The 22,015-nt window shown below is 59.5% G+C and carries 26 protein-coding genes and 1 tRNA gene; 23 read left to right on the forward strand and 4 right to left on the reverse strand.

Features of this window, described 5'->3' with window-relative positions; translation table 11 throughout:
• From RI444_RS07565 to RI444_RS07585, 5 genes are all read left to right on the forward strand, one after another.
• Positions 1–1,107, forward strand: coding sequence for a prephenate dehydrogenase (locus RI444_RS07565; RefSeq protein WP_069695319.1), 1,107 nt, complete (start codon positions 1–3; stop codon positions 1,105–1,107).
• Positions 1,107–1,820 carry a (d)CMP kinase gene (gene cmk / locus RI444_RS07570; RefSeq protein ID WP_062096081.1) on the forward strand — a complete coding sequence of 238 codons (714 nt, stop codon included), beginning with the start codon at positions 1,107–1,109 and terminating at the stop codon, positions 1,818–1,820. Before RI444_RS07565 ends, cmk begins: the two co-directional genes overlap by 1 nt.
• The gene (locus RI444_RS07575) at positions 1,810–2,541 is read left to right on the forward strand and encodes a lysophospholipid acyltransferase family protein (protein ID WP_207604893.1); all 732 of its coding nucleotides are present in this window, start codon (positions 1,810–1,812) and stop codon (positions 2,539–2,541) included. The genes cmk and RI444_RS07575 overlap by 11 nt, the downstream gene beginning before the upstream one ends.
• An 11-nt stretch (positions 2,542–2,552) precedes the next feature.
• Positions 2,553–4,103 carry a ribosome biogenesis GTPase Der gene (gene der, locus RI444_RS07580; protein WP_021473399.1) on the forward strand — a complete coding sequence of 517 codons (1,551 nt, stop codon included), beginning with the start codon at positions 2,553–2,555 and terminating at the stop codon, positions 4,101–4,103.
• 141 nt (positions 4,104–4,244) lie between these two features.
• Positions 4,245–4,321: transfer RNA gene (locus RI444_RS07585), tRNA-Pro, on the forward strand.
• A gap of 53 nt (positions 4,322–4,374) precedes the next feature.
• Here RI444_RS07585 and RI444_RS07590 read toward each other — a convergent pair.
• Together RI444_RS07590 and RI444_RS07595 are read right to left on the reverse strand one after the other, a co-directional pair.
• The gene (locus tag RI444_RS07590) at positions 4,375–5,625 is read right to left on the reverse strand and encodes a tyrosine-type recombinase/integrase (protein ID WP_207604892.1); all 1,251 of its coding nucleotides are present in this window, start codon (positions 5,623–5,625) and stop codon (positions 4,375–4,377) included.
• Positions 5,615–6,265 (reverse strand): helix-turn-helix transcriptional regulator, encoded by a 651-nt coding sequence (locus RI444_RS07595; protein WP_207604891.1) that lies wholly within the window; start codon positions 6,263–6,265, stop codon positions 5,615–5,617. The genes RI444_RS07590 and RI444_RS07595 overlap by 11 nt, the downstream gene beginning before the upstream one ends.
• 109 nt (positions 6,266–6,374) lie before the next feature.
• On the opposite strand from RI444_RS07595, the gene RI444_RS07600 reads away from it, so the two are divergent.
• The 13 genes from RI444_RS07600 (at position 6,375) to RI444_RS07660 (ending at position 13,176) form a co-directional block, all read left to right on the forward strand.
• Positions 6,375–6,587: a helix-turn-helix domain-containing protein gene (locus tag RI444_RS07600; RefSeq protein WP_207604890.1), complete on the forward strand. Its 213-nt coding sequence runs from the start codon at positions 6,375–6,377 to the stop codon at positions 6,585–6,587.
• The gene (locus RI444_RS07605; RefSeq protein ID WP_207604889.1) at positions 6,584–6,766 is read left to right on the forward strand and encodes a hypothetical protein; all 183 of its coding nucleotides are present in this window, start codon (positions 6,584–6,586) and stop codon (positions 6,764–6,766) included. The genes RI444_RS07600 and RI444_RS07605 overlap by 4 nt, the downstream gene beginning before the upstream one ends.
• Positions 6,767–6,916: 150 nt before the next feature.
• A complete protein-coding gene (locus RI444_RS07610; protein WP_207604888.1) occupies positions 6,917–7,240 on the forward strand; it encodes a hypothetical protein in 324 nt (107 codons plus the stop codon).
• Positions 7,237–7,569, forward strand: a complete 333-nt coding sequence (locus RI444_RS07615) for a hypothetical protein (protein WP_207604887.1) — start codon at positions 7,237–7,239, stop codon at positions 7,567–7,569. The genes RI444_RS07610 and RI444_RS07615 overlap by 4 nt, the downstream gene beginning before the upstream one ends.
• Before the next feature lie 99 nt (positions 7,570–7,668).
• Positions 7,669–8,949 (forward strand): AAA family ATPase, encoded by a 1,281-nt coding sequence (locus tag RI444_RS07620; protein ID WP_207604886.1) that lies wholly within the window; start codon positions 7,669–7,671, stop codon positions 8,947–8,949.
• A complete protein-coding gene (locus RI444_RS07625) occupies positions 8,946–9,146 on the forward strand; it encodes a hypothetical protein (protein WP_207604885.1) in 201 nt (66 codons plus the stop codon). The genes RI444_RS07620 and RI444_RS07625 overlap by 4 nt, the downstream gene beginning before the upstream one ends.
• A 2-nt stretch (positions 9,147–9,148) precedes the next feature.
• Positions 9,149–9,304: a hypothetical protein gene (locus RI444_RS07630; protein WP_207604884.1), complete on the forward strand. Its 156-nt coding sequence runs from the start codon at positions 9,149–9,151 to the stop codon at positions 9,302–9,304.
• On the forward strand, positions 9,301–9,507 hold the full coding sequence (locus RI444_RS07635; protein ID WP_207604883.1) for a hypothetical protein: 207 nt from the start codon (positions 9,301–9,303) through the stop codon (positions 9,505–9,507). The genes RI444_RS07630 and RI444_RS07635 overlap by 4 nt, the downstream gene beginning before the upstream one ends.
• Positions 9,504–9,662, forward strand: a complete 159-nt coding sequence (locus tag RI444_RS07640) for a hypothetical protein (protein WP_207604882.1) — start codon at positions 9,504–9,506, stop codon at positions 9,660–9,662. The genes RI444_RS07635 and RI444_RS07640 overlap by 4 nt, the downstream gene beginning before the upstream one ends.
• A complete protein-coding gene (locus tag RI444_RS07645; RefSeq protein ID WP_207604881.1) occupies positions 9,659–10,078 on the forward strand; it encodes a helix-turn-helix domain-containing protein in 420 nt (139 codons plus the stop codon). The genes RI444_RS07640 and RI444_RS07645 overlap by 4 nt, the downstream gene beginning before the upstream one ends.
• A gap of 14 nt (positions 10,079–10,092) precedes the next feature.
• A complete protein-coding gene (locus tag RI444_RS07650) occupies positions 10,093–10,719 on the forward strand; it encodes a hypothetical protein (protein ID WP_207604880.1) in 627 nt (208 codons plus the stop codon).
• A gap of 296 nt (positions 10,720–11,015) precedes the next feature.
• Entirely contained in the window at positions 11,016–12,017 is a 1,002-nt protein-coding gene (locus tag RI444_RS07655; protein ID WP_207604879.1) for a pyocin knob domain-containing protein, read from the forward strand.
• 7 nt (positions 12,018–12,024) lie between these two features.
• Positions 12,025–13,176: a hypothetical protein gene (locus tag RI444_RS07660; protein WP_207604878.1), complete on the forward strand. Its 1,152-nt coding sequence runs from the start codon at positions 12,025–12,027 to the stop codon at positions 13,174–13,176.
• 74 nt (positions 13,177–13,250) lie between these two features.
• On the opposite strand, the gene RI444_RS07665 is transcribed toward RI444_RS07660, so the two are convergent.
• A complete protein-coding gene (locus RI444_RS07665) occupies positions 13,251–13,529 on the reverse strand; it encodes a hypothetical protein (RefSeq protein ID WP_207604877.1) in 279 nt (92 codons plus the stop codon).
• A 188-nt stretch (positions 13,530–13,717) separates the two neighbouring features.
• Between RI444_RS07665 and RI444_RS23070 the strand changes: the two genes are divergently transcribed.
• The 4 genes from RI444_RS23070 (at position 13,718) to RI444_RS07680 (ending at position 19,814) form a co-directional block, all read left to right on the forward strand.
• The gene (locus RI444_RS23070) at positions 13,718–13,885 is read left to right on the forward strand and encodes an HNH endonuclease (protein WP_410510807.1); all 168 of its coding nucleotides are present in this window, start codon (positions 13,718–13,720) and stop codon (positions 13,883–13,885) included.
• A gap of 1,016 nt (positions 13,886–14,901) precedes the next feature.
• Positions 14,902–17,724 (forward strand): phage tail tape measure protein, encoded by a 2,823-nt coding sequence (locus RI444_RS07670; RefSeq protein ID WP_207604875.1) that lies wholly within the window; start codon positions 14,902–14,904, stop codon positions 17,722–17,724.
• 183 nt (positions 17,725–17,907) lie between these two features.
• Positions 17,908–19,164: a hypothetical protein gene (locus tag RI444_RS07675; protein WP_207604874.1), complete on the forward strand. Its 1,257-nt coding sequence runs from the start codon at positions 17,908–17,910 to the stop codon at positions 19,162–19,164.
• Between the two features lie 368 nt (positions 19,165–19,532).
• Entirely contained in the window at positions 19,533–19,814 is a 282-nt protein-coding gene (locus RI444_RS07680; protein ID WP_207604873.1) for a helix-turn-helix domain-containing protein, read from the forward strand.
• A 249-nt stretch (positions 19,815–20,063) separates the two neighbouring features.
• Here RI444_RS07680 and RI444_RS07685 read toward each other — a convergent pair whose 3' ends face one another.
• Complete coding sequence (locus RI444_RS07685) at positions 20,064–20,510, reverse strand: MarR family winged helix-turn-helix transcriptional regulator (protein WP_021473398.1); 447 nt, start codon at positions 20,508–20,510, stop codon at positions 20,064–20,066.
• A 173-nt stretch (positions 20,511–20,683) separates the two neighbouring features.
• Between RI444_RS07685 and RI444_RS07690 the strand changes: the two genes are divergently transcribed.
• A complete protein-coding gene (locus RI444_RS07690; protein WP_179014946.1) occupies positions 20,684–21,952 on the forward strand; it encodes an MFS transporter in 1,269 nt (422 codons plus the stop codon).
• Positions 21,953–22,015: the final 63 nt, after the last annotated feature.

The following is a 22,015-nucleotide window of genomic DNA, read 5'->3' on the forward strand; positions in this document are numbered from 1 at the left end:
ATGTCGGCATTCCGCGCGCATGGCCGCGGCCACTTGGACGGGCCCGTCGTCATCCTCGGCACGGGCTTGCTGGGCGCCAGCATTGGCCTCGGCCTGCGTGGCCGCGGCGTACCGGTTTTCCTCTTTGATACCTCGCCTACCAACCAGGCTGTGGCCGTGGATATTGGTGCGGGCAGGCCACTGGAGGAACTGGACGGTCCACCCCAGCTGGTGGTTGTGGCTGCTCCGCCGGACGTCACGGCGCAGGTGGTGGAGAAGGCCTTGGCCGATTACCCGGAATCAGTGGTGGTGGACATCGCCAGCGTCAAGGCAGGCATCCAGGCCGAACTCCGCGAACGCGGCGTGGACCTTTCCCGTTACGTAGGCACGCATCCCATGGCGGGCCGGGAGAAGTCCGGTCCTGTGGCTGCGCGGGGTGAATTGTTCACGTCCATGCCGTGGGTCATCTGCCCCACGGAAGAAACCGGCGCGGCAGCGCTGCAGGTTGCCCGTTCGCTGGCCGGCGACCTCGGCGCGATCGTCTCCCAGTTCACCGCTGATGAACACGACGAAGCCGTGGCCCTGGTGTCGCATTTGCCCCAGATCATGTCATCGCTGCTGGCGAGCCGGTTGCAGGGGACTCCGCTGCACGCATTGTCCTTGGCGGGAAACGGCTTGCGGGACACTACCCGGATTGCTGCGTCCGACCCCACGCTGTGGGTTCAGATCCTGGGTGGCAATGCTGAGAAAGTGGTCAACATCCTGCACGGTGTCCGTGAGGACCTCAACCGGTTGATCGGGACCCTGGAGTCCCCCCTGGCCCCCGGTGCCCGCCTGGACCTGGCCCAGCTCATCAGCGAAGGCAACGCCGGGCAGGCCCGGATTCCTGGCAAGCATGGAGGACCGCCCCAGGCCTACTCCTGGCTGACGATCCTGGTGGACGACAAACCCGGCCAGATCGCCCGCCTCCTGACGGAGATCGGTGAAGTCGGCGTGAACGTCGAAGACCTTCGGCTCGATCATTCCTCCGGGCAGAACGTGGGCATGGTGGAGCTCTCCGTCCTGCCCAACAAACACGACCTCCTTGTTGAAGCTTTGACCGACCGTGGATGGCGGGTACTGCAGTAATGACGCGTGAATTCTTTGGCCCGGAGACGGTTGCCCGTCCCGGCAAGCCCTTGGTGATTGCCATTGACGGACCCTCGGGGTCCGGAAAATCGAGTGTAAGCAAGGAAGTGGCCCGGCGCCTCAAGCTCGCTTACCTCGACACCGGCGCCATGTACCGGGCGTTGACCTGGTACTGCCTGAAGACCGGCGTGGACCTCCACGACGGCGCCGCGGTGGAGCAAGCGTCCAAGGCCATGCCCTTGGAGATCAGTACCAGTACGGCCACCGAATACGTGGCTGTTGACGGCACGGACATCACTGAGGAGATCAGGGATCCGCGGATCTCCTCTTCGGTCAGTGCAGTCGCCACCACCTTGGGAGCGCGGACGGAGCTGATCCGCCGGCAGCGCCAGCTCATCGACCAGCACCACCACCGCATGGTGGTGGAGGGGCGGGACATCACCACCGTCGTCGCGCCCGCCGCGGAGGTCCGCATGCTCCTGACGGCCAGCGAGGAAGCCAGGCTCCGGCGTCGTGGTATCCAGCTGGGCGGTACGCAGACCAAAGAGCAGTTGGCTGCCCAGGTTATCCAGCGCGATGCCAAGGATTCCACCGTGGTCAACTTCACCCAGGCCGCCGATGGCGTGGTGACCCTGGACTCCTCCGACCTGGACTTCGAAGAGACCGTGGACACCGCCCTGGCGATTGTCAGCAAGGTCATTTATGGCGACTAGCAACAATCTGCCCGCGACGTGGAGCCGGGCCTGGAGCCGTCCCGTGGGCTGGTTCCTCGATCACGTCCTCTACCGCACGGTCATCACGGGAAAGAGCAGCATACCGGGAGCGGGACCCGTGATCTTCGCCGGCAACCACATCAGTTTCCTGGACGGACCGGTGATGTTCGGGGCTGCCCCGCGGCCCATGCACATCCTGGTCAAGAAGGAGATGTTCAAGGGTTTCCTCGGCAAGGTGCTGAAGGCGTCAGGGCAGCTTCCGGTTGACCGGACCGGTGACCGCACCACCCTGCAGCTGGCCAGGCAACTGCTCGACGCCGGCCGGTGCGTTGGCATCCTGCCCGAAGGTACCCGGGGGAGCGGGGCCGCGGAAACTATCAGCAACGGTGTGGCGTGGCTGGCGTTGAACTCGGGAGCCACCGTTATCCCCGTCGCCATCCTGGGAACCAGGCAGGGCCGGGAGCACCGCGACCATATACCTGCCATGCGCCGCACGTTGTATGTCAGCTTCGGCGAACCACTCACCGTCCAGCGACGGAAGGGCGAATCCGGGCGTGCTTCAATGGACAGGGCGGCGGCAGTAATCCGCAGTGCCCTGGCCGGACACGTCCAGGAAGCAGTCCGCAACACCGGTCAGGCCCTCCCGGAAGCTCCAAGGGCCACCCCTGATCCGGACCACCGTCCCACCGCAGTAGCCGGAACCCCGGCAGACCACCACTAAGGAAAAGTGCAATGAGCGATACGACTCAAAAATCCGGCCACCACGGCGCCGGCGACGACGAATACACGCCCACCGGCACCGATCAGGTGGCCGAGAACCTGGCTGCCCTGGATGACGAGGAAGCCGAACTTCGCGCAGCCACACTGCGGGCGGGACTGGACGACTACGATCTCGACGAAGACGACGCCGCCCTGCTTAGCGGTGACTACGACGACGAAGGCGAAGAGGGGCCCCTCAAGCTTGACCCCGTCCTGGCCATCATCGGCCGGCCGAACGTGGGCAAGTCGACTTTGGTGAACCGCATCCTGGGCCGTCGCGAAGCGGTCGTCGAGGACACCCCCGGCGTGACCCGCGACCGTGTCATGTACTCCGCGCGCTGGAACGGCCGCAACTTCACCTTGGTGGACACCGGCGGGTGGGAGCACGATGCCAAGGGCATCCACGCCCGGGTGGCGGACCAGGCCGAAATGGCCGTGGAACTGGCCGATGCAGTGTTGTTCGTTGTTGACTCCGCGGTTGGCGCCACTGCCACCGACGAAGGCGTCATGAAGATGCTCCGCAAGTCCAAGAAGCCGGTCATCATGGTGGCCAACAAGGTTGACGACTTTGTGCAGGAGGCCGACTCTGCAGCACTTTGGGGACTTGGTTTCGGCCAGCCGTACCCGGTTTCAGCACTGCATGGCCGGGGCGTTGCCGACCTCCTGGACCACGTCATGGACACCCTTCCCGAGTTCTCGCAGGTAGAGGGTGTGGACCGTTCCGGCGGCCCCCGCCGCATTGCCCTCATCGGCCGTCCCAACGTCGGCAAATCCTCGCTGCTGAACAAGCTTGCAGGCTCGGAACGCGTGGTGGTGGACCCGCTGGCCGGAACCACGCGTGATCCCGTGGATGAGTTCATCGAACTGGGTGGACGTACCTGGCGCTTCGTGGATACAGCCGGTATCCGCCGACGCCAGCACATGGCGCAGGGGGCCGATTTTTACGCCTCCCTGCGGACGCAGGCCGCGCTGGAAAAGGCGGAGGTCGCCGTCGTGCTTCTTGCCGTTGACGAAGTGCTGAGCGAGCAGGATGTCCGCATTCTGCAGCTGGCGATCGAATCCGGCCGGGCCCTGGTCCTGGCATTCAACAAGTGGGACCTGCTGGACGACGAACGCCGCCGCTACCTTGAACGCGAGATCGAGCAGGACCTGGCCCATGTTGACTGGGCGCCCCGCGTGAACATCTCCGCCAAGACGGGCTGGCACAAGGACCGCCTTGTTCCTGCCCTTGATACCGCGTTGGAAAGCTGGGACCGCCGTATCCCCACGGGGCGCCTCAATGCGTTCCTTGGCGAGCTGGTGGCTGCCCATCCGCACCCGGTTCGCGGTGGCAAGCAGCCGCGCATCCTCTTCGGTACGCAGGCCTCGAGTCGTCCGCCGAAGTTCGTCCTGTTCACTACTGGCTTCCTGGATCCCGGATACCGCCGCTTCATCACGCGTCGGCTCCGTGAGACCTTCGGCTTCGAGGGCACACCCATCGAGGTCAGCATGCGCGTCCGCGAAAAACGGGGCCGCAAACGCTAAATGAGACGGGCATCACAGGCGACTTTGGCTCTGATGGCGCAAGCACCCTCCAACGTCGTGTAAGCTTTTGGAGGTGGTTCGGCCGGACTGCTTAGGAAGGACTCTTCGGAGGAAAACCTGTGCGGAGAACGGTAGAACCAGCGGGCTGTAGCGCAGCTTGGTAGCGCACTTGACTGGGGGTCAAGGGGTCGCAGGTTCAAATCCTGTCAGCCCGACCAAAAAGAACCGCTCCATCACTGGGAAGTATCCCGGAGGTGGGGCGGTTTTTTGTTTAAGCTCCGCTCGAAACAGGGGCTTGTGTGTGCAGTGTGTGTGCACTACCCTTCTTGGCTGGCACCATCGCCGCCGCCTTCTCCGCAGCGTTTGAAGCCGCCGAGCCTATGAGGTGCCCGTAGGTGTCCGATGTGATCGTGATGGATGAGTGCCTGAGCAGCTTCTGAACAATGGCGATGTCTTCACCGGATGACAGAAGTAGGGAAGCGTACTCGTGTCGCTGACCGTGGAAAGTCAGTTTGGGAAGCCCTGACTGCACCCGCAGCTTCTCGAATAGCCGTGTCGCGTATTGGGGCTTGAGTGGTCGCCCGTCCTCCATGGTGAACACGTAGCCGCTGGGGGAGTAGGCGTCTGTCGCCATTTCTTTTTCCTGATCCTGTTGGATCTTCCAAGCAACCAAGGCACCCACGGCACGCTCGCTGAGGTCAATAGTTGCGTAGCTGTCTTCGGTTTTGGTGTCGTTGTCCAAGATGCGGCCGTCAGCTTGAACCCTGTTGTTTCGGATGCTGAGTTGCCGCCTGCTGAGGTCTACGTCGATCCACCTGAGCCCTACGAGTTCCCCTCGCCTAAGCCCGGTGAAGGTAGCCAGCTCGAAAAGTGCCCCGAGCCTGTGCGTAGACGCTACATCGAGGAAGTGACCGACTTGTTCGGGCTCCCAAGCTTGAATGCGTTTCTTTTCCACCTTAGGTAGTTCAAGTTCCGTAGCTGGATTGATGTCGATCCGCTGGGACCGGGCGGCAGCACGGAGGGAAGCTTGTAAGACCGCGGCGATACGCCTCACTGTTACGGCGCCTCGCCCTGCTTCCGAGAGACTCCGGAGGAAGTCGTTGAGGTGGAAGCGGCGAATGTCAGACAGCATCATCCTGCCCAACTCGCTACCTTTGATGTCGTTGCGTATGTACCGGGCATAGTTGTCATAGGTAGTCGCTCGGATGCCTTTGCCCGTGTCCCGGTGACGCTCAAGCCAACCGTCCAAATAATCCCCGTAGCGCTCAGTATTGCGTTTGACGTAGGTGCCTTGGTCTAACTCGCGGGCGACTTTGTTCCTGGCTTCCCGTGCTGCCTTCTGAGTTGCGAATCCGTTCTGACGAATCTGCCGGCGTTTACCCGTCACTGGATCAACGCCAGCCGCGACATAGAAGCCCCATGAACCGTGCTTCGGATCTTTCGCAAGCTGCGGACATTTGGAGCCATACTGCTTCTTGTTCTCATCCCGGCAACCACAGCGCCGGAAGATGTCATTCGCCAACGTTCGGCCCTCCCGATGTGGCCTCCATGATGCGCAGTTCCGATGCCTTGGCTTTCATCTCACGAATCAGCTTCAGGCAATCCAAAGCTGCCTGAAGATCCACGGGCACCTCCTTCAGGTCACTGATGAGGGATTCCGCATGTTCCCAGCCCTCGGTGTACAGGACGCCAGGTTCTTCACCGCGCTCCTTCCGCGCCAATAGAACTATCTGAGCTACACCGCCAGTCACTCGCATTTCAAGATCAGTTGCGATTGTCGGGTGGTCAAGGGCCTGCTCTGCTACTCCCCGAATGATCTGGTCATACTCACTCTGAACGAGCTTGCCAATCTTGAGTACCCGTTCCGCAGATGTGAGGTCCCGTTGAGCGGCAATGACCTCATCCCCAGGGGCATAATCCCCCCAAAGGCGCTGGACAGGAATCTTGAATAGCCGGGCGTAGGCCACCATCTCTTTGATGGTCGCCTTCCGCCCACTCTTCTCGGTCTTCTGTATAGCGCTCGGGTGGACACGCACCCCCATCCCCATGAGCTTCTGGGCCAGTCCTTCATAGGTAAGCCCCGCCTCAATGCGCAGCCGCTCGAGGTTCTCTGCGACTTTTTCTTCTGGTGTAGGCAAGCTCATCGTCGTCCCTTTGCTCATTTTTCGGTTTTGGAAGAAGTCTAAGCGGAAACGGGTTGCGCTTCAAGGTGACGTCCGGCTACTATGGGTTTACCGAAAGCGGTAAAAGCAAAACCTGAAAGGGGTTATCGTGTCGAAGTACTCGCCGGAAGTTGAACACATCCTCGGCAAAGCGACGGCCACTGTAGATGAGGTGGCTCAGCTCTTGGGGGTGGGTAGGCGTCAGGCCTATGAGGCCGTCAAGCGCGGGGATATTCCCTCGATAAAGCTAGGATCCAGGATCCTCGTTAGCACGCGCGTTCTGAATCAGATCCTAGACGCCGGAACAGTAGTAGCGGCGTGAGCCTTGACGACTGGAAGGCGAAGTTTGCAGGTAAGCGCGTGAAGTACGTGGGGATGTCCGGGAAAACTGACGGTCCAGTGGGACGCGTTTGGCGCGTAACCAGCCTGGGCGTCTGGGTGACCTGGGAGAACGGCGAACGCCAGCAGTGCCACCCGGAAGGACTACGTGTCATCGACTAGCCGGAAGAAGCAACCAACCAATGAGTGTTTCGGTCCAGGGGGACGGAACACAGACCAACAAAACAAAAGCGGGCCGAATCAAGCAATTCGCAGTTGCCTGTCCGACCCGCATGTCCTGAAACCAACGATTAAACGTAAGGCCTCATGATAATGACTAACGCAACCATAACCGTTTCTGACCAAAATGTCACCTACTCGACGTGGCTTGACCAGTTCGAGAAGACTCCGAACGTCACCGCAGCCGCCTTGGCCGAGTTCCAAGAAGATGTCAGCCACGAGAGGTACGCGACAACAGTCCTGAACCTTGCCAGGGCCGGCAAACTGTCGCCGGAACTCATCACTGACGCTGCCTACACGGCGTGGCTCGGATCCGAGAACCCCAAGAAAAATCTTTCGGGCGGCGATTGGGCTGAGCTTTTCCGCCTCGCCTACAACCCCGACCACGAGTTCTTCGACAACGGGGGCGCCAAGTGATTAGCAAAAAGATCACCATCGACGTTGCCCGGTTCGACAACAGCGTCCGCGGATCCGTCTCCTACAACTCAACGGAACTCGACAGACAGCACTCGTGGGACATCTCAAAGCTGCCGCAGGGTGCGCTACTCGAACTGCGAGTCCACAGCTACCGCCCGTTCCGGTACCCGAGCGAGTACGGCCCGGCAATGTACATGGACCCGCACAACTGGCAACGACCGGATTTGCACATCATTATCAACGCTGACTCCCATGATGCGGCCCAGGAATGGGAAGACCTCTTTGCGGATCAGTTCAGAAGCATGACGCAGCACAAACCGGCTGCTTGAGGCCCCGGAAAACCGGGTCGGCGCGGACATGAGCAACCCGCGCCGACCCACCCGCAAGACACCGATGGAATCGACCGCATCAGAGGCAAAGGACTCAACTTGACTGACCCCAAGCTCGCAGCGCGCGAATCGCAGCGCGTACTACTCACTCCCGCCAGCATGATCCGTACTCGCCGCCAGAAATGGCTCTGGGCGCCTCACAAGGACTGCGGCGTCATTCCCCTCGGCACAGGCACCATTGCCGCGGGAAAGGGCGGTGAAGGCAAGACCACCTTTGTCTTGGACCTTGTAGCCCAGCTCACCCGCGGTGAACTTCACGGCGACCTCTACGGCCGCAAGGGCACTGCAATAATCATCGGGCCAGAAGACGACTGGGATACCGTCATGGTTCCGCGCCTCACCGCGGCCGGCGCTGACCTCGACCGCGTATATAAGATCGAGATGGAAACCTCATTCGATGAGCTGACCCGGCAACGTTCGCTGAGGTTCCCCATGGACGTTGACAGCATCGACGAAGCGGTTCGCGATGTCGGCGCAAAGATCATCGTTGTAGACCCGGCACCTTCACTGATGCAGGGCGACATGAACAAGGTCCAGGACGTACGCAGCGCGTACGAGCCACTAATGGCCCTGGCTCAGAAGCACGAGCTGGCGATGATACTCATCAACCACTTCGGCAAAGGCGGCGGCAACGTATCGTCCAAGCTCTCCGGATCCCATGCATGGCGTGACCTCACCCGTTCCTATTTGGCGTTCGCGACGGATGAGGAAACCGGGGAAAGGGTCTTCTCGCAAGACAAGAACAACTACGCCGAATCCAAGGGCAGTTACAAGTTCACCCTTGAGTCGGTAGACGTGGCGACGGATGACGGTTCGATCACCTCGGTTGCTCGCGTCAACTTCCTCGGTGAGACAGACACAACCGTTAGCGACCTCATCAACCGCGGCATGGACGGCCCAGAAGATGACGGGGATGACCGGAACGCGGCCCAAAAGTTCATCGCTGAATACCTCACTGAATCAGGTGGGGAATGCCTAGCCAACGAGATTGAGCAAGTTGCTACCCGTGCAGGGTTCACCGTCCAGGCGCTACGCAAGGCCCGTATGCGGATGGTTGACCCGATGGTGAAAAGTAAGCGCATCGGGTTCGGTAAGGGATCCAAGTTCATCTGGTCCTTCGCCATAGATTCCACCATTGAATCCACTGACCCTTATACGCCAAAGAGCGGAATCAATGGAATCAATGGGGAATCTATGAAGGAACAACCTAAAAAAGGGTGGATAGAGGAACCCATAGATTCCCTCAACACCATTGATTCCATAGATTCCATTGATTCCCGCGTACAGGGGACTGGACTCAATGCGGAGGTAGCGGCATGACTGACGCGGAACTCGCTGAGTACTGGAAGCGGCAAACGATCCATTACCGCAACCTAGCGAACACCTACCTACAGCAACTCCTGGCAACCAAGAACCGCCCTGAGAAGCATCACGGCAGGACAACACTTCACAAAGACCCGACCGGGCACAAGGCAGCGGCGAACGTGGACCGCGAACGCAAGCAGAAAGACTCCTGATCATGGCTTACGGATTCACAGAGCAACAGATCGAACAGTGGGATTGGCCCGCTCAAGCGGCGGCATGGCGCGAAAAAGCTCGGCACGAGGCCCGCCGCGCAGCTTACTACCAGCACAAAGCGGAGCAGTACGAAGCCAAGCAGGAGGTCACGGCATGAGCACTACAGAGGCTTTCTTTGCTGACCCGCGGGTTAAGGAACAGGTTGATCCTGGCATTCTTGCCCAGCTACGCGCGGTTCAGCCTGAGCCGGGTAAAGACGCCGATTACGAGATTGGACACTGGATAGCGCAGACCGCTGCATGCCTTGGCCAAATCCGCTCACTCGCTCAGAAGGTTAAGGAATTGGAGGCTGACGCGTGACCCGGCACCCGTACGGCTCCCTTGAATATTGGAAGAAGATGGCCGAAACTCGCCAACGCATCATCACCAGGGCTCATACCAAGCTCGCCTTATTGCAGCAGGAGTACGACCAGGTTGAGGCTGAGCTGCGCACCTACGTTGAGGGGCGGCGTTGAACCGACCACGCGGCGAGCTGCGCCCACCCAGTGCTTACGTGCATGGCATCGGCGCACCAGTTGTTGTTGTGCCGGCCAGGATTGCTGCGTGGCTTGAACGGAACCTGAACCTCAACCAAGTACGGATTAACGCCCGCGGGGCGGATCCTGAGGTGGATAGTGTCCTGAACGCAATGCGGCTCGTCGCTCTTACTTGGCGTACTACCGTGACCGGAAGCAGCCAAGCGCCAGAGCCGGAAGTGACGCGAGAATCAAAGTGGTACAGCACCACAGAAGCCGCCGAAAGGCTTGGCATCACCGACAGGGCCGTGCGCCTCGCGATCAAAGAGAAGCGATTGCACGCCACCAACCTGGACGGTCGCTGGCGCATCACCACCGAAGACATCGAACATTTCAAAGCCGCCAAAGCGGCATAGGAGAACTAACCACCATGGCGAAGTACAACCTTTCCCACACCGCCGAGGCACTGAGCGCCGAAAAGCTGCGCGCCGACCAGCGGCAACAGATCGAAGCCATCAGGGCGAACCGAAACCTCAGCCCCGAAGGCAAACGCGCTCAGATCGCCTCCGTCTACCTCCGCGCGAAAAAGGAAGTAGCGAAGCTTGAGCAGCAGGAAGCAACTGCCCGGGCCAACCGCATCCACTCGCTCCGTAAAAGCGTGTTCGGGCTCGGCCTTGGGTACCAAAGCGCTCAAGACATGATTTCCTACCGCGACGCACAGGACCGTGTGGCCAGCCTTGGGCACGACGATGAGGACAAAGCCTCTCAGTTGCTTGACCGGGCCGAACTGTCCGGAGATACCGTGCTAGCCTCAGCCGTCGTGAATCGGGCACTGGAAGCCGGCTGGGTCAACGTCGCCAACGCCTACATCGAAGCCCACCCACACTACGGATCCATGGTCGAAGAACTCTGGGACCTGAACCAGGCCAGCCCCGAGAACGAAACCAACATCGGCAAGGCCTTCGAGAACTCCTTTGCCTTCCACCTCGAAAAGCCCCACGAAATCGGGCACCTCAACATGGAATCCCAAATCGAAGCCGTAGCCAACGAAGCCTAGTCAGGCTTCCTTCTCGACCCAGAAAGCCGCGGCAAAGTTGGCTTCCCTAGCAGGGCCATCCGGGTCACCAGCACCAGCCTGACTATGCGATGCGCCAGACCACTGATATTCACCTCCGGGATAGATCTGCGGGAAGTCTGATTCCTCAGCCTCACTCGACTCGCCATCTCTGGGGCCACCCTCATATCTGAATACCTTTCCCATGGATCAACCGTAGGGCCTCGCCCCTACGCATCAACAGCAAAGCCCGCTCATGGCGGGCTTTTTTGTACCCAAAATCAGACAAGGAGCCATCTTTGGCTATCGAAGTTACTCCACTTGGTTTCCAGAAGCCGGACGGCAACGAGCCCGTCAGGAATGGGGACAACATCATCTCCGCCAACGCACAGAAGGCCCAGGACTTACTCTCTGAGGCGCAGGATAACATCGCCAGCCTGCTGTTATCCGCCGTTCCAGCTTGGAAGGCATCAACCACCTACGTTGCGGGCCAGAGGGTCATCGCCCCAAACGGTGACATCGTATCTGCCAAGGGCAACTTCACTTCTGGAACCAGTTACTCAGCCACGAGCTGGAACCCATCAGGCCAGGATGGACGGGTTGGTGCGCTCGAAGCGACAAACGCTGGTGTCGCCCTTAGCACGGAGGACCTGTCAACGGTGCTCGCTGCAGGGAACTACTATCAGACATCCAACGCGAACGCTACCCTAGCTCGCGGCTATCCAGTCGCGCTTGCGGGTGATCTCGTGGTTCGGCCTTGGGGTTCCGTGTCGTCAGGCAAGATCCAGCGCCGTTACTACCCCTACACGGGCGGTAAGTTCTACACGCAGAATGTTGTCCTAGGCGCGGCGGGCGCGTGGGTAACTTTTGATTCGGTACGGGATACGGGCTGGCGGGCTATAGACGTGACCGACGTTACCGGGTCCATCCGCGACCCCGCGTTCCCCGGCACACTCACCCTCCGACGGACAGGATCGACCGTCACTGCCCGTATCGAGGGGGTCAAACTGACCCCCGGGAACGGCGGAGGGTTCATCTTCCCAAACAACATCCCTACTGGGTTCACCGGCTGGAACAAAACCGGCTCAGCAGCCCGCGCCGTAATCGGGGATGCCCTGTCATTCGCTATGACCCACGACATCTACCTAACGGCCAACGACATCTTCTGGGCCGCGGCGACCACCAGTTCGCTCGCCAAATCCGTAATCCGGCCAACGGATACAGACCAAAGATTGCAGGGCGAAATCTCTTGGACCACGGACGACTCTTGGCCCTCCATCCTCCCCGGCACACAAGCATAGGATCACCATGAACACCGCGAAATCATTTGGCGCTATCGGAGATGGCATCACCGACGACACGACCGCCATACAGTCGTGGCTTAACGCTGGCGGCTACCTTCTCGAAGACGGCGTTTACAAAATAACCTCCACCCTTGCCCTCACCGCCACCGGGCGGAAGTTCGCAACGTCCGGGGCACGCCTGCTCGCCGGCACACAAGACATGACCATGATGACGGTAACTGGCGACGACTGCGCAATCAGCGGCCACTTCTCAGGTAACAGCCTTGCAGCGGCTGGGGTCTACGTCACGGGATCCCGCGCTGTCATCGAAAACGGTAGGTACGAGGACATTAGAGCGACAGCCGCCCAAGATGCCCGAGCTATAAATGTCAGCACAGCCGGCGGGGTCACCGTGCGACGAAACACCATCCTCCGCACGCACAACGCTAAAGCGGGTGGGTTCTGCCGCGCTATCGCCGTGAACTCCACGACTGCCGCAACCGGTTACACTGCCGTCACGGACAATATCATCGATGGTGTAACCGGATCCGAGGGAGACGCCATTCAGATCCTCTTTAACGATGGTGGAAACGTGTTCCTAGATGCCCGCGCTGTCATCGCACAGAACAACATCCGTAACGCATCGCGCCGCTTCATCAAAGTCCAGGGCTCCAACACCCTGGTTAAAGACAACGTAATTCGGTTCGACACGGTCACCACGCCCGAACTCCCGTCGAACTACATCAACGCGTTCCAAAGCGACAACGTGACAATCACCGGGAACGACATAGGCGCCGGCCTACTATCCACCCCCATCGCCGTGACCGGCATCGCTGCCCGCCGTGCCAAGGGAATTACGATCCGAGACAACATCATCAGGCAGGATAACGCCCGCGATGTCACGTCCATCTTTCTCGACTACGTGGAAGATGGCGCTGTCACCGACAATCTGTGCTTCGGTGGGGGAACCTGCGTGGCTATCGGCAACTCGCAGAACGTCATCGTAGACAGGACAATCGGGTTCGGCGGGCTCGCGTCCAGGCGGACAGCTTTCGGAACCAGCTCAAACACCAACGTCATCATCCGCTCCGCAGCCAACATGAACGCCGAACGAACCGCACCGATCCAGACGGACGGCACGGGGAACAAGGCAGAACTGAACTGGGGCATGAAGTGAAGACCGGACCGCGTCCAGGCTAGAGACACGATGTGCCCGTTGCTGCTTATCCCAGCAACGGGCACAACCAGCGACTACACCTGAGTGAAGCCCCCCGGCTTCCGCTTGGCCTTCTCCGTGATCGTTCCCCAACCGTTGACCTTGTTTCCGTCCTCGTCATAGGAAATTGAGTTCTGCGGATTCAAAGCAGAAATCTCCTGAGCGATAGACAGAAGCGCTGCAATCTCCACAACTTTCAAACGCTGATCCAACTCAAGATGCTCAAGCTCAGTGATGCTGCCTGAACTCTGCCCCTTAGCAGCGCCGATTGTTTCAGCGAGGGCATCCCACGCCACCGAATAGTCACTGCTCATATGTACTCCCAAAGCCGTAGTTCGCCGGACCTTCCGGCACACCAAACGCTATAGATGATCTATGCAGAGATGAAGCCAAGGCAGCGCGGGGTCGCAAGCTATTCCACGGATGGATCGCCGAAAGCGTGAGGCACAGCATCTACAAGCGCGACGACTACACATGCTGGCTATGCCACGACAAGGTAGACATGCTGGCTGACCCTCAACGTGATGACTGCTCGCCGTCCCTAGACCACGTAACGCCGAGGTCCAAGGGTGGAACGCATCACCCTAGTAACCTCCTCACTGCCAACCGATGGTGTAACGCCGTGTTGAGCGATGGAACGTACTACTCGGAGCATGACTTGGCGGCGTGACTAGACCCCACCCCCTGCCACCGAGGCAGGGGTACCTCCCAGACCGACGGTGAGGGCGAAAAGGTGTTTTGCAAGCAGATAGACCCAACTGAAAGGAGGCCGGCATGCCTGGCCCGAAAGCTAATCCGACAAAACCGAATTCCCGGCATCGCAGTCCTGGCCCGCGTTCTGGGCTGATTGAGTTGCCTGCTGATGGCTGCCCGTTTTCAGTTCCTCCGTTGCCGAAGTCGGGGATTTGGTCTCCGGAGGATAGGAAATTGTGGCGAAACTTGTGGAAATCACCGCAGGCGAATGAATGGGATGACAGTTTTATCCCTGCTGTTGCCGCTTATGTGTGCCATGCGAGGGCTGTATATGAGGGTTCTGCTAGTGCTTGGCAGGCCCAGGAGATGCGGCATCTTGGCGGACAGCTTGGTCTTACTCCTGCTGGCATGTTGGCGCTGGGCTGGGTGATCCGTCATGAGTCGTAGGCGGCTTGAACGGAGTGGGTCCAAGAACGCTGGGGGCAAGGTACCGAAGGTGTTCTTTGAGTATGCCGAGACGGATGGTTTCTGGGATTCCCGTGCGGAGGTTGAGAGATGGTGTGAAAGGGAACGGTTGCAGAGCCCACCTGGGCAGTTTTTCCGACACCCTCCGGGTTTGCGGCAGTGGTGCATTGACCAGTGGGCTCGGCGGGAGGGCTATCTGACAAAGTGGGGACAGGTGGACGGTCAGAAAATCAAGGCTCTCGGAATTTGGCGAGGTTACGGACATAGCTACCGTCTGGGTAGCCATTCGCATCTTTTTCCGCCTGAAAAGTTGAACGCCTGGCGCCCCGTAAGTGCGCCATAGAAGCAGTACAGATTGACTATGCCGGCTGATTTCGGCACGTAGTACATAGCCCGCTCATGGCGGGTTTTTTCATGCCCTGAAACAGGTAGCACCTGTGTTTGGGGGGCTCGAAAGAGGTGGTCCCAATCGCGGATCGATCTATAAGTATCGCCCTTGAGGCGAAGGTAACGAACTTTGTGGCTGGGATGAGGACGGCGCAGAAGTCGGCTGAGGATTTCGCGTCGCGGGTTGGTCAGTTTGCGAAGGACAACGCTGATGATTTGGACCGTGTTGGTAGAGCTGGCATGGTCATGGGTGGGTTGCTGCTGGCCGGTGTCGGGATGGCGATCAAGTCTTACGCGGACTTCGACAAGCAAATGTCTGCGGTGCAGGCGTCTACCCATGCGACTTCTGGCGACATGGAGCTGTTGAGGCAGGCTGCTATTGAAGCGGGCGCTGATACTGCTTTTTCGGCTACTGAGGCGGCGCAGGCCATTGATGAGATGGCTAAGGCTGGTGTTTCCACGGCGGACATTCTTGGTGGCGGTTTGAAGGGCGCTCTGTCACTTGCCGCGGCTGGGCAGATTGAGGTTGGCGAGGCGGCTGAGATAGCTGCTTCGGCTATGACTCAGTTCAAGTTGTCGGGCCAGGATTTGCCTCATATCGCGGATTTGTTGGCTGCTGGTGCTGGTAAGGCTCAGGGGTCCGTGAAGGACATGGGTATGGCGTTGAACCAAGTTGGTTTGATCGCTAACCAGACTGGTCTTTCGATTGAGGAAACCACGGGCGGACTTGCCGCTTTCGCTTCTGCCGGGTTGCTTGGGTCGGATGCCGGCACGTCGTTCAAGACGATGTTGCAGCGCCTTGTGCCGCAGTCGGCTGAGGCTAAGGCGAAGATGACTGAGCTAGGTATTAGCGCTTATGACGCCCAGGGTAATTTTGTGGGGTTGTCTAAGTTCTCGGAGAATTTGAAGACTTCGATGCAGAACCTCACTCCGGAGGCTCGTAGCGCGGCTATGTCGATCATTTTCGGTTCCGATGCTGTGCGTGCCGCGAATGTCCTGTATGAGCAGGGTGGGCAGGGCATTGAGGAATGGACGAACAAGGTCAATGATGCTGGTTTTGCCGCTGAGACCGCTGCGCTGAAGCAGAACAACCTTGCCGGCGACTTTGAGAAGCTGACCGGTTCCATTGAGTCGGTGTTCCTTAAGTCGGGGTCTGGGATGAATGACTTCCTGCGTGGCGTTGTGCAGGGTGCTGAGGATCTGGTTGACGCTATTGGGAAGATCCCGGCGCCGATTCTTTCGGCAGTGGCGAGCATTGCTGGTGTGACCGGGGGAACTCTGCTTCTGGGCGGGGCATTTCTTTCTGCGTTGCCTAGGATCCAGGAAGGTGTAGAAGCGTTCCGGAACTTGGAACGGTCCTCCGGGCGGGCTGCCGCTGCTCTCAAGGGTGCCGGGTTGGCCGCTGGGCTGGCTGCGATTGCTACCGTGCTGGCATCCATACAGACAGCCTCGGATGACAGCAAGATCGAGCGCTCTGTGGGGCGTACTACGACCGCTTTGTTGTCCATGGCGAAGCAGCGGGGCAACATCGCGAGCACGTCAGCGGCACTTGATCATCTGTTTCAGAAGAAGGACGGTTCCCAGCTCATAAACGGTGTGACGGGGCTGGACTCCGCACTGACCCGAATGTTCAACAAGAACTGGGAACAGTCATTTAGTGACTGGGGAGAGGGCATCATTCACGGGCTCCTGCCAGGCGTGAAGGGAGCCTCTCAGCAGCTTGAAGACTCCTTCAAGACGATTGACGACCAACTGGCATCTTTCGTGTCTTCTGGGAACGCGGACGTTGCGGCAAAGGCCTTCGAGCAAATTGTGTTGCGGGCGAAGGACCAGGGCGTCAGCGTTGATCAACTCAGGGAGAAGTTCCCGGAGTACAGCGAGGCGCTCAAGCAGGCCGCGGCGGATGCGGAAGTCGCTTCGCAGGGTCAAGACAGGCTGACCACTTCGATGGGTCAGAGTGTCCCTGTTACTGATGAGGTTAAGCAGGCTCTTGAAGATCTTGGGCTGACGGCTTCGGGAACTGTTGTTGAGTTGGACAAGTACGCTGCTGCCCTGGTGCGGGCTGGTTTGTCTAACCTGTCAACGGCTGACGCGGCACGGAATTACAACGCTGCCTTGGATGCCGTGACAGCTTCCATCAAGTCGAATGGCACCACGATGGATACGCATACCGAGAAGGGCCGCGCTAACGAGGCCGCTTTGTTGGGTATCGCCTCTGCCGGGTTGGCTGAGGTTGAAGCCATGGGGCGCGCCACGGATGCGTACGGCACGCAGATTTACACCTCGGATCAGTTGCACGCGAAGATGCTGACGACGTACAACGATTTGGTTGCCGCGGCTGGTCAGTTCGGTATCACGGGTAACGCTGCTGACACGTTGGCGCGCAAAGCGTTGGGCATCCCGGACAACGTCGATATTCAGGCGTATCTGCGGGACTTCGCCAGTGCACAGCTCGACGCTATTGGAGTAAAAGCCAACGCGCTGAACGGCAAGGTCTCCACTGTGACCATCCGGACGATCCAGGAAACGTATGAACGCGTTATAAAGGGCGGGCCGGATCCTAACCGTCCTGGCGAGATTGCGCCGATGGCTACTGGCGGCCGTGTTCGTGGTCCTGGTACTGGCACGTCTGACGAAGCAGGATACTTTGCTTTGTCTGATGGCGAGTATGTATTGCGGGAGTCCGCGGCGCGGGCCATCGGTTATGACCGGCTGGATCGGATAAACGGTGGCGCCACTCACGAGATGCGCCCGATGGGTTACCAGTACGCTCCGGCTGGCGCTCCTGCCGTGACCCGCACCCCGGCCCCTGCCGCCGCGTCTGGTCCAATGCAGATGACTGGCACTTTGACGATGGATTCGGGTGAGGTGTTGGGCGTGTTCCGTGGTGTGGCTACGGCTGTGGCTAGGTCTGAGATTAGTGCGGCTGATGCTGGTTCATCCTATTTGAGGAAGGGACGCTAGCCGCGCGGTTTGGAAGGGCTTCCGCAGGTGCGATGATTCAGTAGGGTCGCATCTGCGGAACCTGCACAAAGACTTATGACATATCCGACGCCTACACAGCCGGGCATCTCCTGTCCAGCATTCGATTATTCGCCTTCCCTCCGATTACAGTAGCGCCATGCTTACGGTTTACGGATCCGCGTCATGAACAGAGAAGAGTTTGAATCCGACCCCGTTTGGGATCAATGTCACGCTTTGAAGGATGAGATTGCACGCATCCTCCCGTCAGCCGACGCCTCCGAAAGAAGGGATATCTCAAGAGTCGAGTTCATTGTCGATATGCTTCTGGGGTTCCGCGAATCGGCGGGACTTATCGCCCCACTTATGAACATATATCTGACAACGCCAGTCCGTGACTATCTAGAGACCGCCAAGGCGCAGTTCCGCAATCATCCGGGGCAGTCGGGTTATTCGCAATACACGAATGCGGCTCGGGAGTACGCTGAGCATGCTCTAACTTCGGCTGCCGCCTGGCCTAGACCCTATGCCAAGGGGGCGCAGGCCCAGCAGATGAAGACCCTGTTCCAAGACCTCATTGAATCGCAGCAAAGGCACATTGAGGCCTTGGAGTTACACTTCGCAGAGGTTGAGCGCCAGACCCAAGACTTGGAAGGCAGACTGCGCGAGCGCGAGTCTGCAGTACTGCAAGAGCTTGAGGCCTTTAGTAGGCGAGCGGACTCGATAGACGCCACCATCGAGTCCGAAAAGCAGCGCATTGATGCGGTGGTTCAGACTGGCATGACGACGATTGATGAGCTTAAGCAGCAGAACAACACCACCTTTAAGGAGTGGTCTGATGGCAGGAGAGAAGACTGGAAGGAAACCATCAATGGACTGAAAGCGGATGCCGAAGCGTCGAAGCAGGAGGCCGAAGAAGCGCTTGCGGAATTGAAGAAGAATGAAACCGAATTTGCCAATGTGACAAGCGCCGCAACTGCCGGCAAATTGGCGCGTGAGTTCGAAACTGAAGCCACCAACTCTAAGCGGTGGGGCCTGGCGTTGTATCTCGTGGGCGCATTGTTCCTGGCTATAGCTGCCATACCGCTGGCTTCGATCCTTGGCGACCACACGACGGAACCTGACAGGCTTTGGCCACATCTCGCGGCCCGTATCTCTATAGGCATACTCGCGGCGTCCGGCGCTACAGTCCTTATTCGTCTCGGCGCACGCTTCGTCACCAACTCGACGGCGAGTAAGCGAATGGCCTTGGAGCTTCGCACGATGGGGCCGTTCCTAGCAAACGTTGAAGATAGATCGCTTGTTGACTCAGCCCGACTCGAGCTTGTTGATAGGGCATTCGGCAAGGGGTATGGGGACTCAGCGACTCCCTCTACCGATGAGGGGATCTCGGCCTCGGCCTTTTCGCATGTCGTCGACCTAATTAAGGCAGTCAACAAGTAGGTTCGACGGTCTGTCTGTACCTCCAGCTTGGCAAGCTTGGGTGTTCGGGAGTCCCCGCCAAGATCTTGGGTTTTTGCAGATGCACAGCTCACCGACTTGCGCCGAGCTGCATCTCTGTTAATAGCTCAGAAGGGTCCGTTGCCGTGGTGGGCGGCGGGCCCTTTCGGCGTTTCCTTGAGATGTAACACCTGTCTACCCGCGTGAAGACTTCTAGCCAGGTGTTAGTCGGATCCCTACAAAGCATCAAGTACTTCGCAGTAGAAGCGTGTATGTCTGCACAGCACCTCTAAGTAGTTCCCAGCATCGGGCTTCCATGGCTGTATTAGCGGGTTTTCCGTGGGGGTCCACACGTGTCTACAGTCGCCCTCATGACTACAGCAAGCAGCCTCTCGCATGAGCCTAAAATGATGACAATGACGGAACTGGCGGAGCTTTTCCAGATCAGCCGGTCCCACGCTTACGAGCTTAAGAAGGACCAGGACTGGCCTCATCACCAATTCGGCAAACAGATCCGGTTCTCCGCGGAAGACATTGAAGCCATAAGGGCAATGAACCGCAAGCCGGCGCGGCGTGATCCACGGCAAGCGCCGCGTATCGGTGTGGCAGCTAAGCGAAGCCCGAAGATCGGCAATGCCGTCAGTCGGAGCTAGCAACCTACTTGGTGTGTGCAAATGTGTGTGCACACTGCTGAATAGGGACGGATACGAGCGGCAACCGTCATGGAAACTGCCCCCCCTATATATAAGGCAAGAGGCCACCATACGCACCCCGCGGGAACTGGGGGATATGGTGGCCTCATTACTGGGGGTCAAGGGGTCGCAGGTTCAAATCCTGTCAGCCCGACCAAAAAGGCCGGAACTACGCAGAATGCGGAGTTCCGGCCTTTGGCCGTTAACGCCCTAGGCGTGCTGCAGTGCCCCCAGCGCCCGGACGAGCGGTTCAAGTTCTGGAACCTCCTCCGCTGCCTGCAAAGCTGCTGCGAGAGTGTCTTCGTGCACAGGCTTGGTCTTCTGCAGGAGTTTCTGTCCCGCCGCGGTCAATTCCGTGTAGATTCCCCGCCGATCGTCTGCGCAGAGGATCCGGGTCAGCAAGCCGCGGTCTTCGAGGCGGTTCACGAGGCGCGTGGTAGCGCTGCTCGAAAGGGCTGTGGCCCGGGCAAGCTGCTGCATGCGCATGTGCCAGCCGTCCTGGCGACTCAGGGCATCGAGCACTGTGTATTCCACCACCGAGAGCTCGCTGGAGGCCTGCAGGGCTTTCTCCAGTTCGGTTTCGATGCTTCCGTGGAGGGCCGCGAGGGTGCGCCATCCCTGTGCCCGTACCTCTACGGCGTCATCCTTGATGCCCATGTCTCCTGTGCTCCTGCCTCATGTTCGCAATATCCGGCGCAGACGGCAAAGTAGTTGCTTGCGCAAATACCCCGCGTATGCAAATATTTATACAGCGTCTGCAACTAATATTCTACGGTTCCCGGCGACGCACTTCCACTTTCAAGGGAGCCATTCCATTTAAGGAGCGTTTTATGCCCGCAGGGTTGATTGCCCTTGCCCTCGGCGGATTCGGCATTGGGCTGACTGAGTTTGTCATCATGGGTCTCCTGCCTGAGGTAGCGGCCGATTTCCACGTCAGCGAAGCGTCGGCCGGCTGGTTCATCTCCGGCTACGCACTAAGCGTCACCGTCGGAGCCCTGGTGGTCACGGCAGCTGTCACCAAGCTTCCCCGCAAGCCCGTGCTGATCGGCTTGCTGGTGCTGTTCATTGCAGGGAACCTCCTCTCCGCTGTTTCGGAGAGCTATTCGATGATGCTGATAGGCCGCATCATTGCCGCGCTCTGCCATGGCGCCTTCTTCGGCATCGGTTCGGTGGTAGCGGCCAGCCTCGTGCCGGCCAGCAGGAAGGCCGGCGCCATTGCCATCATGTTCACAGGCTTGACTGCCGCCAACGTGCTGGGTGTTCCCTTTGGAACGCTTCTTGGCCAGAACTTCGGATGGCGCTCCACCTTTTGGGCCATCACCCTCATAGGCGTCGTGGCCCTGGCGGGAATCGCATTGCTGGTTCCCAAGCAGGACGCCGCGGCCGCCAAGAGCCTGCGCAGCGAACTGGGCGCGTTCAAGTCCACCCAAGTGTGGCTCTCCATCCTGGTCACGATCCTCGGGTTCGGCGGCATGTTCGGCGCCTTCACCTACATCGCCTTCACGCTGACCGAAGTTTCCGGTTTTGCCTCGACGTCCGTCCCATGGCTACTGGTGCTCTTCGGAGCAGGCCTGTTCGTTGGAAACTTCCTGGGTGGCAAAGCGGCAGACAAAGCACTGGACAAGTCCCTGATCCTCATCCTCTCGGGCCTGGTTGCAGTCCTGGTCTTCTTCGCACTGACCGCCGCCAACCCGGTCGCCACCCTGGTGTCACTGGCACTCATGGGCGGATTCGGATTCGCCACTGTGCCCGGTCTGCAGATGCGGGTCATGCACTTCGCCTCGTCGGCCCCCACGCTCGCCTCCGGCGCCAACATCGGGGCTTTCAACCTCGGTAACGCACTCGGTGCCTGGCTCGGGGGAGTGACCATCAGCGCCGGGCTGGGCTACACCTCGCCCATCTGGGCCGGTGCGGGAATCACCATCACGGCCCTGGCGGTCATGGTTGCCGCCGGCGCGGCTGCCCGGCGGACTGTTGCCCCTCACGCAACTGACCAGCACGCTGCTGACCCGAACGTTGCCGAGCCGAACCCTGTGTCGGCGGCACCTGCCGGGACGGCCGACGTTGGGAGTGAATCCCGGGAGGCGGCAGCCCGCTAGGCCGGACGGCCCCATGGCGAAGCACGGCAAAGCCCGGCACGGTTCTGTTTCCGTGCCGGGTTT

The sequence above is a fragment of the Paenarthrobacter sp. AT5 genome, assembly GCF_032764245.1.
GTDB lineage: Bacteria > Actinomycetota > Actinomycetes > Actinomycetales > Micrococcaceae > Arthrobacter > Arthrobacter ureafaciens.